Source organism: Actinophytocola sp., assembly GCF_035712165.1.
In the GTDB taxonomy this organism is placed as follows: domain Bacteria; phylum Actinomycetota; class Actinomycetes; order Mycobacteriales; family Pseudonocardiaceae; genus DASYTH01.
This window is the reverse complement of sequence record NZ_DASTBH010000570.1, coordinates 19,849-35,528: the sequence shown is the minus strand read 5'-3', so window position 1 is coordinate 35,528 and position 15,680 is coordinate 19,849. Positions and strand designations below refer to the sequence as shown.

Here is a 15,680-nt window from a genome sequence, read left to right as displayed (position 1 = left end):
CGTTACCGGGGACGGTCGGCCTGGCTCTGAGCGATCACGATCAGCTCGTTGCGCAGGGCCGGGGTCGCGGCCCGGTCGATCGCCCGGTACACCGCCCGGCGGTTACGCGCGGCGCGGAGCTTCGCGGCAATGTTCATCGGACTACCTCCTTTCTCTACTCCCCATGATGCTCCGTGCAACGGTGTCATCGCCAACGATTGTCCGGTGAGATCCGGCACAGCCCGATGAATCATCGGCCATCGCGTTGTATGGAGCTTTCTAGTGACAGAGCTAGAGAGACCGAGAAAGCGCTACTCGTCCATCCCCAGGAGGTATCGGCCGAAGTGCGGCACAGTGAAGGCGATCCGGCCGCGTTCCGCCGAGTAGATCAGGCCCTTCTTGATCAGACTGTCCCGCGCGGGCGACAGCGACGAGGGCTTGCGGCCCAGGTACACCGCGATGTCCGAGGTGCCCGCGCTCTCGTCCTTGCCCTCGGTCATCTCAGCCATGGCCCGCAGGTACTCCCGCTCGGACGGTGTGGCCCGCTCGTAGCGGGAGCCGAAGAAGCCCACCGCCAGCTCGGTCTCCGCCTCCGGCGCGGCCACCGCCACGTCCTCCTCGGTGATCGGGTCGGCCGCCGCGGCGTCCCAGGCGGCCTTGCCGTAGGCCTGGATGAAGTAGGGATAGCCGCCGGACACCTCGAACAGTGCGGTCAGCGCGGCCGGGGTGATCCCGGCGCCCTCCCGGGCCACCGGGGCGAGCACCGCCAGGTCGGCGTCCTCCCGGTCCAGCCGGTCGATCCGCACGTACCGGAACAGCCGCTCGGAGTAGGACTTGCTGGCCGACAGCACCGCCGGCAGGTGCGGCAGGCCGGCCCCGACCACGACCAGCGGCGCGCCGGACTGGGACAGCTCGTGGCAGGCCGCGCACAGCGCGGAGATGTCCTCCGGCCCGATGTCCTGCATCTCGTCGATCAGCACCGCCACCCCGGTGCCCACGTCCTGGGCCAGCTCGGCCACGTCGGTGAGCAGCTCGACCAGGTCGATCTCGATGTCGCCGGAGTCGGCCCGGCCCTGCGCCGCCGGCACGTCGATGCCCGGCTGCCACCGCTCGCGGAGCTTCGCCCCGGACGGGGTGGCCCGCAGGGCGAACGCCTTGAGCACCCCGAGCACCGACTCGACCCGCTCCGGCGCGCGGTGCTGCACCGCCAGGTCGCGGATCGCCCGGTGCAGCGCGGCGGACAGTGGCCGGCGCAGGTCCGCCTCGGGCCGGGCCTCGATCTTGCCGGCGCCCCAGCCGTGCCGGACCGCCATCGAGCGCAGCTCGCCGAGCAGCACGGTCTTGCCGACGCCACGCAGCCCGGTCAGCACCAGGCTACGTTCCGGGCGACCCCGGGCCACCCGCTCCAACACCACGTCGAAGGCGTCCAGCTCCCTGTCCCGCCCGGCCAGCTCGGGCGGCCGCTGGCCGGCGCCGGGAGCGAACGGGTTGCGCACCGGGTCCACGATCGCACCGTATCCAGGTTTCTAGGACGAAGCCGATATTGGCGCAGAAACGGCTACTGGCGTGTCGGGACCTACTTCTCCAAGATCGCGACGACGCCCTGCCCGCCGGCCGCGCAGATCGAGATCAGACCCCGGCCGGAGCCCTTGCGGTCGAGCAGCTTGGCCAGGGTGGCCACGATGCGGCCGCCGGTCGCGGCGAACGGGTGCCCGGCGGCCAGCGACGAGCCGTTGACGTTGAGCTTGGCCCGGTCGATCGCACCGAGCGGCTCGTCCAGACCGAGCCGGTCCTTGGCGAAGTCGACGTCCTCCCAGGCGGCCAGGGTGGCCAGCACCTGGGAGGCGAACGCCTCGTGGATCTCGTAGAAGTCGAAGTCCTGCAGGGACAGCCCGGCCCGGGCGAGCATCCTCGGCACCGCGTAGGCGGGCGCCATCAGCAGCCCCTCCTGGCCGTGCACGTAGTCCACCGCCGCGGTCTCGGTGAACGTCAGATAGGCCAGCACCGGCAGCCGGCGCTCCTTCGCCCACTCCTCGCTGGACAGCAGGACCGCGGACGCGCCGTCGGACAGCGGAGTGGAGTTGCCGGCGGTCATGGTCGCGTCCGGGCCGCCGAACACCGGCTTGAGCGTGCCGAGCTTGTCCGCGGACGACTCCGGGCGCAGGTTCTGGTCGCGGGTCAGCCCGAGGTAGGGCGTGACCAGGTCGTCGAAGAACCCGGCGGCGTAGGCGGCGGCGAGCTTGCGGTGGCTGGCGGCGGCCAGCTCGTCCTGCGCCGCCCGGCTGATCCCCCACTCCCGGGCGGTGATCGCCGCGTGCTCACCCATGGACAGCCCGGTGCGCGGTTCGGCGTTGCGCGGGATGTCCGGCACGATCTGACCGGGCCGCAGCCTGGTCAGCAGCCGGAGCCGGGCACCGACGCCGCGTGCGGCGTTCAGCCCGACCATGATCCGGCGGAGGTCCTCGTTGATCCCGAGCGGCGCGTCGCTGGTGGTGTCCACCCCGCCGGCCACGGCCGAGTCGAGCTGGCCGAGGGCGATCTTGTTCGCGGACTGCAGGATCGCCTGCAGCCCGGTGCCGCAGGCCTGCTGGATGTCGTAGGCGGGGGTCTCGGGGGACAGCCTGCTGCCCAGCACGCACTCCCGGGCCAGGTTGAAGTCCCGGCTGTGCTTGAGCACCGCGCCCGCGGCCACCTCGCCGAGCCGCTCACCCCGTAGCCCGAACCGGCTGACCAGCCCGTCCAGGGCGGCGGTGAACATGTCCTGGTTGGACGCGGCGGCGTAGGGGCCGTTGGACCGGGCGAACGGGATCCGGTTGCCCCCGAGGATGGCTACCTTCCGTACCTGGGCGGGGGGCATGGTCGTTCCTCCAAGTGTGGCTTGTTGGCAATCCTACTTTACTCATGAGTAGTCTTACTCGTGAGTAGGGAGCGTGCACACACATGACGGACCGGTACCAGCAGTTCACCACCACCAGCGTGGGCCGCACGATCGTGCGCCGGCTGGGGCTGCCCGACCCGACCCCGCTCCGCCGGCACCGCCCGGGTGAGCCCCCACTGCCCGGACCGGCCCGGCTCGGCGCCGCACCCGGCGGGCGGCTGCTCGACGCGGTCAGTGCCGCGCTCAAGTCGGCCGGGGTGGACCTCGGCACCGAACCCGCCCCCGGCGCGCTGGTGTTCGACGCCACCGGCATCACCGACCCCGCCGGCCTGCGCGAACTGCACACGTTCTTCAAGCCGGAGCTGCGCTCGCTGGCCGGCTGCGGGCGGGTGCTGGTGCTCGGCACCCCGCCCGAGGCGGCCGGTTCGCCCGGCGCGGCCATCGCCCAGCGCGCGCTGGAGGGCTTCACCCGCTCGGTCGGCAAGGAGCTGCGCCGGGGGGCGACCGCGCAGCTCGTGCAGGTCGCGCCCGGCGCCGAGACGGCGATCGAGTCGACCCTGCGCTTCCTGCTGTCGGCCCGCTCGGCCTACGTGTCCGGCCAGGTGATCCGGATCGGCACGCACGGCGCCGGCCGCCCGGCCGAGCCGCAGGACTGGGACCGCCCGCTGGCCGGCCGGGTCGCGCTGGTCACCGGCGCCTCGCGGGGCATCGGCGCGGCGATCGCCGAGGTGCTGGCCCGGGACGGCGCGCACGTGGTGGCGCTGGACGTCCCGGACCAGGGCGCGGAGCTGTCCGCGGTGGCCAACCAGGTCGGCGGCGCCGCGCTGCAACTGGACATCACCGCGCCGGACGCGGCCGAGCGGTTGGCCGGGTACCTGCGCGAGCGGCTCGACGGGGTGGACGTCGTGGTGCACAACGCCGGCATCACCCGGGACCGGCGGCTGGCCAACATGCCGGACGCGGACTGGGACGCCGTGCTCGCGGTGAACCTGAGCTGCCAGCCGGTGATCAACGACGCGCTGCTCGAGGCCGGCCTGCTGCGCCCCGGCGGCCGGATCGTCGGGGTGTCCTCGATCGCCGGGATCGCCGGCAACACCGGGCAGACCAACTACGCCACCACCAAGGCCGGGGTGATCGGCATGGTCGACGCCTACGCCCCCGTGCTGGCCGCCCGGGACGCCACCATCAACGCGGTCGCCCCCGGGTTCATCGAGACCCGGATGACCGCCGCCGTGCCGCTGGTGATCCGCGAGGTCGGTCGCCGGATGAACAGCCTGTCCCAGGGCGGGCTGCCGGTGGACGTGGCCGAGACCGTCGCCTGGTTCGCCAACCCGGCCTCCGGCGCGGTCAACGGCAACGTGGTGCGGGTGTGCGGGCAGAGCCTGCTTGGCGCGTGAGCGCCGCCGGGGTCCTCGCAACGCGCGTCCGCGCCGGCGGCCGGGCCCACGGTTGGTCACGAGAAAGGACAGCGTGACGGTGACCACACTGGACTCGGCGCCCAACCTGCTGGCGCTGTACGGAAAGGCCGTGCTCACCGGGTTCGCCCGGCGCGGCGGTGCGCTGCCCGACACCGGCTACGAGCTGACCGGGGTCACCGTCGACGCCGCTCACCTGGCCGCCTACGACCGGGTCTGCGGGTTCCGGCTGTCCGACGAGCTGCCGCTCACCTACCCGCACATCCTCGGCTTCCCGCTGCAGATCAAGCTGATGACCGACCCGGGTTTCCCGTTCCCGCTGGTCGGCTCGGTGCACCTGGCCAACCGGATCACCCGCACCCGGCCGCTGCCGCGCGGCGAGCGGTTCGGCATCCGGGTGCGCGCGGAGCACCTCCGGCCGCATGCCAAGGGCCGGCAGTTCGACGTGGTCACCGAGGTGTCGGCCGGCGGCGAGGTGGTCTGCACGGGAGTGAGCACCTACCTGCGCCGCGGCGGCGGGTCCGGCGAGCGGGAGCCGGCCGCTCCCGGCGCCGCGCCCCCCGCGACCGCCACCTGGCGGGTGCCCGGTGACACCGGCCGCCGCTACGCCGAGGTGTCCGGCGACCGCAACCCGATCCACCTCTACCCGCTGACCGCCCGGCCGTTCGGCTTTCGCCGGGCGATCGCGCACGGCATGTGGACCAAGGCCCGCTGCCTGGCCGCGTTCGAGGGCCGGCTGCCGGACGCCTGCACGGTGGACGTCCGGTTCCAGCGGCCGGTGCTGCTGCCGGCCACGGTCGGCTTCGCGGTGGAGTGGACCGACGAGGGGGCCGGCTTCCAGCTGTTCGGCGCTCGCACCGGCGAGCCGCACCTGACCGGCACGCTCACCCGGCGGCCCTGAGCAGCTCGGCCGCCCGCTCCGGGGGGATGTCGTTGATGAACGCCCCCATCGCCGACTCCGAGCCGGCCAGGTACTTCAGCTTGTCCGGGGCGCGGCGGATGCTGAACAGCCGCAGATGCAGGTGGACCAGCTCGCGACCGGCCCGGACCGGGGCCTGGTACCACGCCGAGATGTAGGGCAGCGGCCGGTCGAACACCCGCCGGAACCGGCCGAGGACGTCCAGGTAGACCTCGGCGAAGGCGTCCCGCTCGGCCTCGTCCAGCCCGGTCAGGTCGGCCACCTTGCGATGCGGGTAGAGGTGCACCTCGAACGGCCACCGGGCGGAGTGCGGCACGAACGCCGTCCACAGCTCGTTGGCCGCCACCACCCGCACCCCGGCCGAACGCTCGGCGGCCAGCACCTCGGCGAACAGGTCGCCGGTATGCCGGCGCACCGCGTCCAGCATCCGCGCGGTGCGCGGGGTGACATACGGGTAGGCGTAGATCTGGCCGTGCGGGTGATGCAGGGTCACCCCGATCTCCTCGCCGAAGTTCTCGAAGCAGAACACCTGCTCGACGTTCGGCAACGCGGACAGCTCGGCCGTGCGGTCGGCCCACGCCGCCAACACGGTGCCGACCTGCCCGGCGGGCAGCTCGGCGAACGAGGCGGTGTGGTCGGAGGTGAAACAGACCACCTCGCACCGCCCGTGCGGCTCCCGGAAGGTGGCGAACCGGTTCTCGAACACGGCCACCTCGTAGCCGGCGGCCGGGATCTCGGTGGGCCGTCCGGGGCGGGACGGGCACAGCGGGCACTCGTCGGCCGGGGGCAGGAAGGTGCGGTCCTGCCGGTGGCTGGCCACCGACACCCACTCGTCGAGCAGCGCGTCGTGCCGCAGCTCCCCGCCCGGCCCGAGCGCCGGCAACGTCCGGGTGTCCGGCGCGGTGCGGTCGGCGCCCTCGTCCCGGTCGAAGTAGATCAGCGTACGGCCGTCGGCGAGCCGGACCTGTGTACGTTTCACGTTTCCGACCCTATGATGCGCCGACCCGCATGTTCAGGAGGTAATCGGTGGGAGCTTCGGGCTGGGAGTACTTCGTTCCCTACCAGGCCGACGTCGGCAAGGCGTTCGCGGAGTTACAGCGCCAGGTGCTGGCCGACGGCGACTACTACCAGGGTGAGAAGTATGACTCCCTGGCCGAGCTCGTGGCGGCCAAGCAGCAGGAGGAGTTCTGGGAGGAGGGCACCCACTCGATCCTGGACATGCACCGGGTCAACCACGCGTTCGCCGCGGACGAGACCGGCCAGATCCGGGAGCTGTCCCCGGTCGAGGTGGACGCCCTGCTCGGCAGCGAGACCCCGACCCGGGCCGACTTCGAGCAGGTCGACGAACCGTGCGCCGACTTCGACTCCTGGCAGGGCCGCTACACCGTGCTCTACCAGGACGGCCAGCCGCACGAACTGGTGTTCTGGGGCTACTCCGGGGACTAACTCGGGGTCCAGACCTTGCCGTCGACCAGGTCGCCGAAGCCCATCCAGGCCAGGTTCATCAGCCAGGAGGCGAGCATCTTGTCGGTGACGTCGGGGTGGTCCAGCCACCAGTCGGCCAGCGACTCGGCCGAGCCGACCAGGGCGGCGGCCAGCGCCTCGGTGGACAGCCGCGCCTGCTCGTCGCGCTCGGGGCGCGGGGTCGAACGGGTCAGCAGGCCGGTGACCAGCGTGATCGCCCGGGCGCGCATCTGCAGCAGCTCGTCGTTGAACGGGCCGCCGTGTGAGGCGGCCTGCCGGTGCAGCACCCGCCAGCTCTCCCGGTTCTCGCCGACGAACCGGAAGAACGCGCCGAGCCCGTGCCAGAGCTGCATGTCCGGCGCGAGCGCGTCGCGCACCCCGGCGGTGACCGCCTCGAACAGCAGCGTCGCCTCGCGCCGGATGCAGGCCCCGAACAGGTCCTCCTTGGACCCGAGGTAGGCGTAGATCATCGGCTTGGAGACGCCGGCCACCTCGGACACCTCGTCCATCGAGGCGTCGTGGTAGCCGTGCCGGGAGAAGACCAGGACGGCGGCGTCCAGGATCTGCCGCTCCCGAACCTCGCGGGGCAGCCGTTTGGGCCGCCGCCGCTCATCCACGTCCATGCCCCAACCGTATCCTTACTTTCCAGTAGGTACCGCACGGGACCGGGCCGAACGCGCGAGTCCCCGGTTCCGGGTGGTCCGGAACCGGGGACTCGAGCTGATCAGTAGGTGATCGCGAAGGCCGGGTCGGCCAGCAGCGCGCCGACGTCGGCCAGGAACCGCGAGCCCTGCTCGCCGTCCACCACGCGGTGGTCGAAGCTCAGCGAGAGCTGGCAGACCTTGCGCGGCACGATCTGGCCGTCCACCACCCACGGCATGTCCCGGATCGCGCCGAGCGCCAGGATCGCCGACTCACCCGGGTTGATGATCGGGGTGCCGGTGTCCACTCCGAACACGCCCACGTTGGTGATCGTGATCGTGCCGTTCACCATCTCCGCCGGCTGCGTCTTGCCGTCCCGCGCGGTGGCGGTGAGCGCCTCGAGCGCCTCGGCCAGCTCGCGCAGCGACATCCGGTCGGCGTCGCGCACCTTCGGCACGATCAGGCCACGCGGGGTGGCCGCGGCGATGCCGAGGTGCACGTACTCCTTGTAGACGATCTCGTTCGCCGCGCCGTCCCAGACCGCGTTGATGTCCGGAGTCCGTTGCACGGCAAGGCAGACCGCCTTGGCGGCGAAGGTCAGCGGGGTGAGCTTCACCCCCCGGAACGCGGGGTGTTCCTTCAGCCGGGCGCGTAGCTCCATCATCGGCGTGACGTCGACGGTGAGGAACTCGGTCACATGCGGCGCGGTGAACGCACTGTCCACCATGGCCTGCGCGGTCGCCCGCCGCACGCCCTTGACCGGCACCCGGCGCTCCCGGGTGGCCGGGTCGTACCCCGGCCCGGCGGCCGGCGCGGCAACGGCCGCCGTCCCGCTCGCCGCCCGCTCCACGTCCTCCCGGGTGATCACGCCGCTGGACCCGGACCCGGTCAGCGAACGCAGGTCCACGCCGAGATCCTTGGCCAGCTTGCGCACCGGCGGCTTGGCCAGCGGGACGTAGCCGCCGGGCATGTCCAGCAGCGCGGCCGGGCTGTCCGGCACCACGGGGATCTCCTCCTCCACCACCGGCGGTGGCGGCGGGGCCGCGGTCCGGGCGAACGCGCTCTGCACCGAACCCGCCGGAACCGGCGAGTCCTTGCGCGCCCGGCGCTTGGCCACCCCGGTCTTCGGGCCGTAGCCCACCAGGGTCGCGGTCCGCCCGTTGTCGCTCTGCTGCTCCTCGGCCGGGGCGGCCGCGGCGCCGTGCGGGTCGACGTCGATGGTCAGGATCGGCGATCCCACCTCGACCGTCTCCCCGGCCGCCGCGTGCAGCTCGGTGACCACGCCCGCCCACGGGCAGGGCAGTTCGACCGCCGCCTTGGCGGTCTCGATCTCCACGATGATCTGGTTGACGGTGACCTCGTCGCCCGGCTTGACGTGCCAGGTCAGGATCTCCGCGTCGACCAGCCCCTCCGCGGTGTCCGGGAGGGGAAACACTTTGTAGTCAGGCATGTGTTGTTTCCCTTACCAGGCAAGCGAACGGTCGACAGCGTGCAGCACCCGGTCGAGGTCGGGGAGGAACTCCTCCTCGAGCTTCGACGGTGGGTACGGCGTGTCGAACCCGGTCACCCGCAGCACCGGTGCCTCCAACGAGTAGAAGCACTCCTGCTGCACCCTGGCCGCGATCTCACCGGACAGCGAGCTCTCCCGCGGCGCCTCGCTGACCACGACCAGCCGGCCGGTGCGGCGCACCGACTCGAACACCGGGTCGAGGTCCAGCGGCGAGAGCGTCCGCAGGTCGATGACCTCCAGCGAGGTGCCGTCCTCCGCGGCGGCCGCCGCGGCGTCCAGGCAGGTCTTCACCATCGGGCCGTACGCCACCAGGGTGGCGGCATCGCCCCGGCGCAGCACCCGGGAGGCGAACAGCGGGTACGGCTCGGCGTCGACGTCGAGCTGACCCTTCTCGTAGTAGCGCCGCTTCGGCTCGAAGAACAGCACCGGGTCGTCGCAGCGGATCGCCTGCTGGATCATCCAGTACGCGTCCACGGCGTTGGAGCAGGACACCACGCGGAGGCCCGCGGTGTGCGCGAAGTACGACTCCGGCGACTCGGAGTGGTGCTCGACCGCGCCGATCCCGCCGCCGAACGGCACCCGGATCACCATCGGCAGCTTGACCTTGCCCTGGCTGCGGTAGTGCAGCTTGGCCACCTGGGACACGATCTGGTCGAACGCCGGGAAGATGAAGCCGTCGAACTGGATCTCGCACACCGGGCGGAAGCCGCGGATGGCCAGGCCCACGGCCGTGCCGATGATCCCGGACTCGGCCAGCGGCGTGTCCAGCACGCGGTGCTCGCCGAAGTCCTTCTGCAGGCCGTCGGTGATCCGGAAGACGCCGCCGAGCTTGCCGACGTCCTCGCCCATGATGAGCACCTTCGGGTCGGCCTCCATGGCCGCCCGCAGGCCGAGGTTGAGGCTCTTGGCCAGCGTCGTGGTCTGGGTGGCCGACGCGGCGGCCGAGGTCTTGTTCAGCACCGGGGTAGCCATCAGTGCGCACCTCCCGAGAAGCCGGCCAGGTACTCCATGAACTCGTCGCGCTGGGCGTCGACCTGCGGGCTGGGCTCGGCGTAGACGTTGCGGAACATGCGGTCGGGTGGCGGATCGGGCATGTTCACGCAGAACTCCCGCAGTTCGGCGGCGAGCTGGTCGGACTCGGCCTGGATCGAGTCGAAGAAGGCCTGGTCGGCGTGCTCGTGCCGGATCAGGTTCACCCGGACCCGCTCGATCGGGTCCTTGAGCTTCCACGCCTCCAGCTCGTCGGAGAGCCGGTAGCGGGTCGGGTCGTCGGTGGTGGTGTGCGCGTCCATCCGGTACGTGTAGGCCTCGATCAGCACCGGGCCGTTGCCGTGCCGGCACTCGTCCAGCGCCCAGCGGGAGACCGCCAGCGTGGCGAGCACGTCGTTGCCGTCCACCCGGACGCCGGGGAAGCCGTAGCCGCGGGCGCGCTGGTAGAGCGGGAGCCGGGTCTGCCGCTCGGTCGGCTCGGAGATCGCCCACTGGTTGTTCTGGCAGAAGAACACCAGCGGCGCGTCGTACACCGACGCCCACACGAAGCCCTCGTGCACGTCACCCTGGCTGGTCGCGCCGTCGCCGAAGAAGACCATCGTGGCCTCCCCGTCGTCGTCGCCGACCTTGCCGTCGAACCGCTGACCCATCGCGTACCCGGCGGCGTTGAGCACCTGGTTGCCGATCACGATCGTGTACAGGTGGAAGCGGTTGGCGATCGGGTCCCAGCTGCCGTTGTCGGTGCCGCGGAAGATGCCGAGCAGCTCCTCCGGGCGCACGCCCCGGCACCAGGCCACGCCGTGCTCGCGGTAGCTGGGGAACGCCATGTCCTGGGGTCGCATCGCCCGGCCGGCGCCGATCTGGGCGGCCTCCTGGCCGAGCAGCGGGACCCAGATGCCGAGCTGGCCCTGCCGCTGCAGGGCGTTGGCCTCCCGGTCGGCCCGGCGCACCAGCACCATGTCGCGGTAGAGCCCGCGCAGGTCCTCGGCGGTGACATCCGCCACATAACGGTCGAACTCGGGGTTTTCGACCCGTTCGCCCTCCGGCGTGAGCAGCTGAACCAACTCCGCTCCGCCTTCGCTCGTCGCACGCAAACCCGCGATCACCTGCTCAGCCGTGGGGGCGGCAGCTGTGGCGGCGGGTGCCGCCCCGGGTTCGGGGTGCGTCCACTGTTCTGGGGACGACATGCGCCTTCTCCTCGTGTCGGTGCCGCGTCTGTCACTTGTGGCGACGTTTACGGCCGCGCCGCCGGGGCCCGCCGCCACGGGTGTTGGCAGTCGGTCAACGGTCAGCACTGACGGTCTCTCGGTTTCCATCCTGGCATGACCGCACGCCTTCTGGTGAGTCCGCCTGGTGGGATCGGTTCCCGGGTAAGACGCGCTGAACTGGGAAAACGTTAGGACACCCGATGGTAGGGGCACCTAGAGAGACGCTGGAGGCATGGCAGGATCGACTGGTGGACACAGCACTCGATACCGGGACCGTGCGCGACGATGTCCGGCGGCGCTGGGACGTGGACATCCTGCCGAGCCTGACCGAGTTCGTCGCCATCCCCGCGCTGTCGCCGAACTTCGACGCGGACTGGGCGCGGACCGGGCACCTGGACCGCGCCGTCGCGCACGTGCGGGACTGGGCGCTGGCCAGGGCCATCCCCGAGGCCACGGTCGAGGTGGTCCGGCTGCCCGGGCTGACCCCGGTGCTGCTGGTGGACGTGCCGGCCACCGACGGCGCCGCCGGCGCCGGGACCGTCCTGCTCTACGGCCACCTGGACAAGCAGCCGCCGTTCGGCGAGTGGTCCGACGGGCTCGGCCCGTGGACCCCGGTGCGCCGGGATCACCGGCTCTACGGCCGGGGCGCGGTGGACGACGGGTACTCCGGGTACGCGGCCATCGCGGCGATCGAGGCGGTCCGCGCGGCCGGCGGCCGGCACGCCCGGTGCATCGTGGTGCTGGAGACCTCGGAGGAGTCCGGCAGCCCGGATCTGCCGGCCTACCTGGAGCACCTCAAGCCCCGGCTGGGCGAGGTGACCCTGGTGGTGTGCCTGGACTCGGGCGGGTTCGACTACGACCGGCTGTGGCTGACCACCTCGCTGCGCGGCCTGACCTCGCTCGAGGTGACCGTGCGGGTGCTGCCCGCCGGGCTGCACTCCGGGATGGCCAGCGGCGTGGTGCCCAGTTCGTTCCGGGTCATGCGGATGCTGCTGGACCGGCTGGAGGACGCCCGCACCGGTCAACTGCTGGTCCCGGAGATGTTCGTCGAGGTCCCGGCCGACCGGATGGCCGAGGCGCGCAACGCGGTGGCCACCGCGCCCGGTGTGGTGCGTTCGGCGTTTCCGCTGCTGGAGGGCGTCGGGCTGGTGTCCGACGACGAGGTCGAGCTGACGATCAACAACACCTGGCGGCCGACGCTGTCGGTGATCGGCGCGGCGGGCTTCCCCGAGCCGGCCGTCGCGGGCAACGTGCTGCGGCCGTACAGCACGCTCATGCTGAGCTTCCGGCTGCCACCGACCGCGGACTCGCGCTCCGTGCTGGAGGCGGTGCGCAAGGTGTTGACCACCGACGTGCCCTACGGCGCGCACGTGGAGATCGGCCATGTCGACGCCGCGGACGGCTGGAACGCGCCGGCGCTCGCTCCGTGGCTGCGGTCCACTTTGGACGACCTGAGCGAGTCGGTGTTCGGCAACCCTTGGCGCACCGTGGGAATCGGCGGCTCGATCCCGTTCATGGGCCTGCTCGCGCAGAGCTACCCGGACGCCCAGTTCGTGGTCACCGGCGCCGCCGGCCGGGACAGCAACGCGCACGTGCCGGACGAGTGGCTCAACCTCGACCACGCCGCCCGGGTCACCGAGTCGGTGGCCATGATCCTGCACGGCCACGCCACCCGCGGCTGAGTACCGGTCACCCGCACCGGGGAGAACGGGTGCCGGACTTGAGCCTTGGTCGCGCCCGACTCGAGCGCCGCCCGCTCCGCGGCGGTCCGCGTCGGGCCAGCGCGGCCCCATCTTCCCGCGTGCGCAACGGACCAAACCAGTGACATGCCGCTAAAGCCGGGGTTGGGTGACCGGCGACGCTCGCCCAGACTGGACAGGTGAGCGAAGACGCGGAGCGGCGCCGGTTGGCCGACGCGCCGACGGCCGAGGCGCCGTGGCGGTTATGGGGTCCCTACCTGGCCGGCCGGCAGTGGGGCACCGTGCGCGAGGACTACTCCGCGCACGGCGACGCCTGGGGCCACTTCCCGTTCGACGCCGCCCGCTCGCGCACCTACCGCTGGGGTGAGGACGGCATCGCCGGCATCTGCGACCGGCACGGTTTTCTCAACCTGGCGCTGGCGATGTGGAACGGCCAGGACGAGATCCTCAAGGAGCGGCTGTTCGGTCTGGCCAACCACGAGGGCAACCACGGCGAGGACGCCAAGGAGTACTGGTGGGTGTTGGACGGCACCCCCACGCACTCGTGGATGCGGGTGCTCTACCGGTATCCGCAGGCCGCGTTCCCGTACCGGCAGCTGCGGGCGATGTCCGCCGAAGCTCGGCGCGACGAGCGCGAGCCGGAACTCGGCGACACCGGAATCCTTGCCGAGAACCGGTTCTTCGACATCACGGTGACCTACGCCAAGGCGGCGCCGGACGACATCTGTGTCGAGATCACCGCGGTCAACCAGGGTCCGGACCCGGCGCCGCTGCACCTGCTGCCGCAGCTGTGGTTCCGCAACACCTGGTCCTGGGGCCGGGACGACCGCCGGCCGGCGCTGACCGCCTCCACCGCGCACGGCTGGGCCCGGGTGGTCGCCGAGCACTCCCGGCTCGGCCGCTACACGCTGCACGCCAGCGGGTCGCCGACCATGCTGGTCACCGACAACGAGACCGACACGGTCGAGCTGTTCGGCCGCGGCGTCAACGCCAGCCGCTACACCAAGTCCGGGATCGACAACCATGTGGTGCGCGGCGCCGCGGACACCTGCCAGGTCGTGCCGGCCGGCGGCGCCTCCGAGCCCGGCACGAAAGCCGCCGCCTGGTACCACTTCGCGGCCGTGCCGCCCGGTGAGTCGGTCACCGTGCGGCTGCGGCTGATCGCCGGCGCCGGGCACGGCAGCGCGTTCGGGCCGACCTTCGCGTCCACAATGGACAGCCGGGAGCGGGAGGCGGACCGGTTCTACGCCGGCCTGCCCACCCCGCAGACCCCGGACGAGACCAAGGTGATGCGCCGGGCGCTGGCCGGTCTGCTGTGGACCAAGCAGGTCTACCGGTTCCGGGTCCGGCACTGGCTGGACGGCGACCCGGCCAGCCCGCCGGCGCCGGAGGAGCGCCGCTGGCTCTACGCGCGCAACGCGCACTGGCGGCACCTGGACGTGGCCGACGTGCTGTCCATGCCGGACGAGTGGGAGTACCCCTGGTTCGCCGCCTGGGACCTGGCCTTCCACATGCTGCCGTTCGCCCTGGTGGATCCGGCGTTCGCCAAGGAGCAGCTGCTGCTGCTGTGCCGGGAGTGGATGATGCATCCCAACGGCCAGCTACCCGCCTACGAATGGTCGTTCGGCGACGTCAACCCGCCGGTGCACGCCTGGGCCAGCCTGCAGGTCTACCGGGCCGAGCAGGCCGCGACCGGCCGGGGCGACCGGGTGTTCCTGGCCCGGGTGTTCCACAAGCTGCTGCTCAACTTCTCCTGGTGGGTCAACAACAAGGACGCCGACGGCAACTACCTGTTCGAGGGTGGCTTCCTCGGCATGGACAACATCGGCCCGGTGAACCGGTCCGCCCGGCTGCCCGAGGGTTGGTGGTTCGAGCAGTCCGACGCGACCTCCTGGATGGCCACCTACTCCTTGCACCTCATGCAGATCGCGCTGGAACTGGCCCGCGAGGACGAGGCCTACGAGGACGTGGCCACCAAGTTCGTCGAGCACTTCCTTTCCATCGCCCAGGTTTCCGCGCAGTTCGGCTCGGCCGGCCGCGGCATCTGGGACGAGCGGGACGGGTTCTGCTACGACCTGGTGTCCCGGCACCTGCCCGGCGGCGGGGTGGAGTCCGCGCCGGTGCGGGTGCGCTCGATGGTGGGGCTGATCCCGCTGCTGGCCTGCGCGCCGCTGGAGCGCTGGGTGTTCACCGAACTGCCGAACTTCGCCCAGCGGCTCAACTATCTGCTGCGCCACCAACCGGAGTTCGGCCAGTTCATCACCTGGCAGGCCGACGACGAAGGGCGCCGGGCGCTGCTGTCCCTGCTCGACGAGGACAAGCTGCGCCGGGTGCTGGACCGGATGCTGGACGAGGCGGAGTTCCTGTCACCGCACGGGATCCGCTCGATGTCCGCGACCCACCGGGACGGCGTGGCGGTGGAGATCGCCGGTGAGCACCACGGCGTCGGCTACGAGCCGGGCGAGTCGCACACCCCGATGTTCGGCGGCAACTCCAACTGGCGCGGGCCGATCTGGTTCCCGTGCAACGCACTGCTGGTCGAGGCGCTCTACGAGCTGGACGCCTTCCACGGCGGCGCGGTGGAGGTGGAGCTGCCCACCGGCTCCGGGCGCCGGATGTCGCTGGGCGCGGCCGCCCGGGAGCTGTCCGGCCGGCTCGGCGCGCTGTTCCTGCCCGGCACGGACGGCCGCAGGCCCGCTGACGGCAAGCGGATCGAGGCCAGTGACTCCCCGCTGTGGTCCGAACACGTTACGTTCAACGAGTATTTCGACGGCGACACCGGCGAGGGTCTCGGCGCCTCGCACCAGACCGGCTGGACCGCCCTGGTCGCGGTCCTGCTGGTGGGCTGGCCTGGGCATCGGCACCGGTGAGCCACGGTTAACGTCGGGCTACAACTCCGCTGCGGCCACGCAACGGATCGCCCGACGTTACAAACCGGACTGCCGGGATGGCAGTATGCGGTCACTCGCACGAAC

13 protein-coding genes are annotated in these 15,680 nt (G+C 71.8%); 5 read left to right on the top strand and 8 right to left on the bottom strand.

Features of this window, described 5'->3' with window-relative positions:
• Nucleotides 1-2: 2 nt before the first annotated feature.
• The 3 genes from VFO68_RS33415 to VFO68_RS33405 form a co-directional block, all read right to left on the bottom strand.
• The gene (locus tag VFO68_RS33415; protein WP_325162432.1) at nt 3-137 is read right to left on the bottom strand and encodes a hypothetical protein; all 135 of its coding nucleotides are present in this window, start codon (nt 135-137) and stop codon (nt 3-5) included.
• 153 nt (nt 138-290) lie between these two features.
• Nucleotides 291-1,484 carry an ATP-binding protein gene (locus VFO68_RS33410; protein ID WP_325162431.1) on the bottom strand — a complete coding sequence of 398 codons (1,194 nt, stop codon included), beginning with the start codon at nt 1,482-1,484 and terminating at the stop codon, nt 291-293.
• A 71-nt stretch (nt 1,485-1,555) separates the two neighbouring features.
• On the bottom strand, nt 1,556-2,836 hold the full coding sequence (locus VFO68_RS33405; RefSeq protein ID WP_325162430.1) for an acetyl-CoA C-acetyltransferase: 1,281 nt from the start codon (nt 2,834-2,836) through the stop codon (nt 1,556-1,558).
• Nucleotides 2,837-2,919: 83 nt separating this feature from the next.
• Between VFO68_RS33405 and VFO68_RS33400 the strand changes: the two genes are divergently transcribed.
• Both VFO68_RS33400 and VFO68_RS33395 read left to right on the top strand, forming a co-directional pair.
• Entirely contained in the window at nt 2,920-4,254 is a 1,335-nt protein-coding gene (locus VFO68_RS33400; protein WP_325162429.1) for a 3-oxoacyl-ACP reductase, read from the top strand.
• Between the two features lie 73 nt (nt 4,255-4,327).
• Nucleotides 4,328-5,173, top strand: a complete 846-nt coding sequence (locus tag VFO68_RS33395; protein ID WP_325162428.1) for a MaoC family dehydratase — start codon at nt 4,328-4,330, stop codon at nt 5,171-5,173.
• Here VFO68_RS33395 and galT read toward each other — a convergent pair.
• On the bottom strand, nt 5,157-6,170 hold the full coding sequence (galT, locus tag VFO68_RS33390) for a galactose-1-phosphate uridylyltransferase (protein ID WP_325162427.1): 1,014 nt from the start codon (nt 6,168-6,170) through the stop codon (nt 5,157-5,159). The two genes, VFO68_RS33395 and galT, sit on opposite strands and share 17 nt — an antisense overlap.
• Nucleotides 6,171-6,217: 47 nt before the next feature.
• Here galT and VFO68_RS33385 point away from each other — a divergent pair, with 47 nt between their 5' ends.
• Complete coding sequence (locus VFO68_RS33385; RefSeq protein ID WP_325162426.1) at nt 6,218-6,637, top strand: hypothetical protein; 420 nt, start codon at nt 6,218-6,220, stop codon at nt 6,635-6,637.
• Here VFO68_RS33385 and VFO68_RS33380 read toward each other — a convergent pair.
• The 4 genes from VFO68_RS33380 to pdhA form a co-directional block, all read right to left on the bottom strand.
• The gene (locus tag VFO68_RS33380) at nt 6,634-7,278 is read right to left on the bottom strand and encodes a TetR/AcrR family transcriptional regulator (RefSeq protein ID WP_325162425.1); all 645 of its coding nucleotides are present in this window, start codon (nt 7,276-7,278) and stop codon (nt 6,634-6,636) included. The genes VFO68_RS33385 and VFO68_RS33380 overlap by 4 nt on opposite strands.
• 101 nt (nt 7,279-7,379) lie before the next feature.
• A complete protein-coding gene (locus tag VFO68_RS33375) occupies nt 7,380-8,747 on the bottom strand; it encodes a dihydrolipoamide acetyltransferase family protein (RefSeq protein ID WP_325162424.1) in 1,368 nt (455 codons plus the stop codon).
• 12 nt (nt 8,748-8,759) lie between these two features.
• Nucleotides 8,760-9,779, bottom strand: coding sequence for an alpha-ketoacid dehydrogenase subunit beta (locus VFO68_RS33370; RefSeq protein WP_325162423.1), 1,020 nt, complete (start codon nt 9,777-9,779; stop codon nt 8,760-8,762).
• Nucleotides 9,779-10,984, bottom strand: a complete 1,206-nt coding sequence (gene pdhA / locus VFO68_RS33365; RefSeq protein ID WP_325162422.1) for a pyruvate dehydrogenase (acetyl-transferring) E1 component subunit alpha — start codon at nt 10,982-10,984, stop codon at nt 9,779-9,781. Before pdhA ends, VFO68_RS33370 begins: the two co-directional genes overlap by 1 nt.
• Before the next feature lie 221 nt (nt 10,985-11,205).
• On the opposite strand from pdhA, the gene VFO68_RS33360 reads away from it, so the two are divergent.
• The gene (locus VFO68_RS33360; RefSeq protein ID WP_414635616.1) at nt 11,206-12,687 is read left to right on the top strand and encodes a M20/M25/M40 family metallo-hydrolase; all 1,482 of its coding nucleotides are present in this window, start codon (nt 11,206-11,208) and stop codon (nt 12,685-12,687) included.
• A gap of 197 nt (nt 12,688-12,884) precedes the next feature.
• The gene (locus tag VFO68_RS33355) at nt 12,885-15,575 is read left to right on the top strand and encodes an MGH1-like glycoside hydrolase domain-containing protein (RefSeq protein ID WP_325162420.1); all 2,691 of its coding nucleotides are present in this window, start codon (nt 12,885-12,887) and stop codon (nt 15,573-15,575) included.
• Nucleotides 15,576-15,680 lie beyond the last annotated feature (105 nt).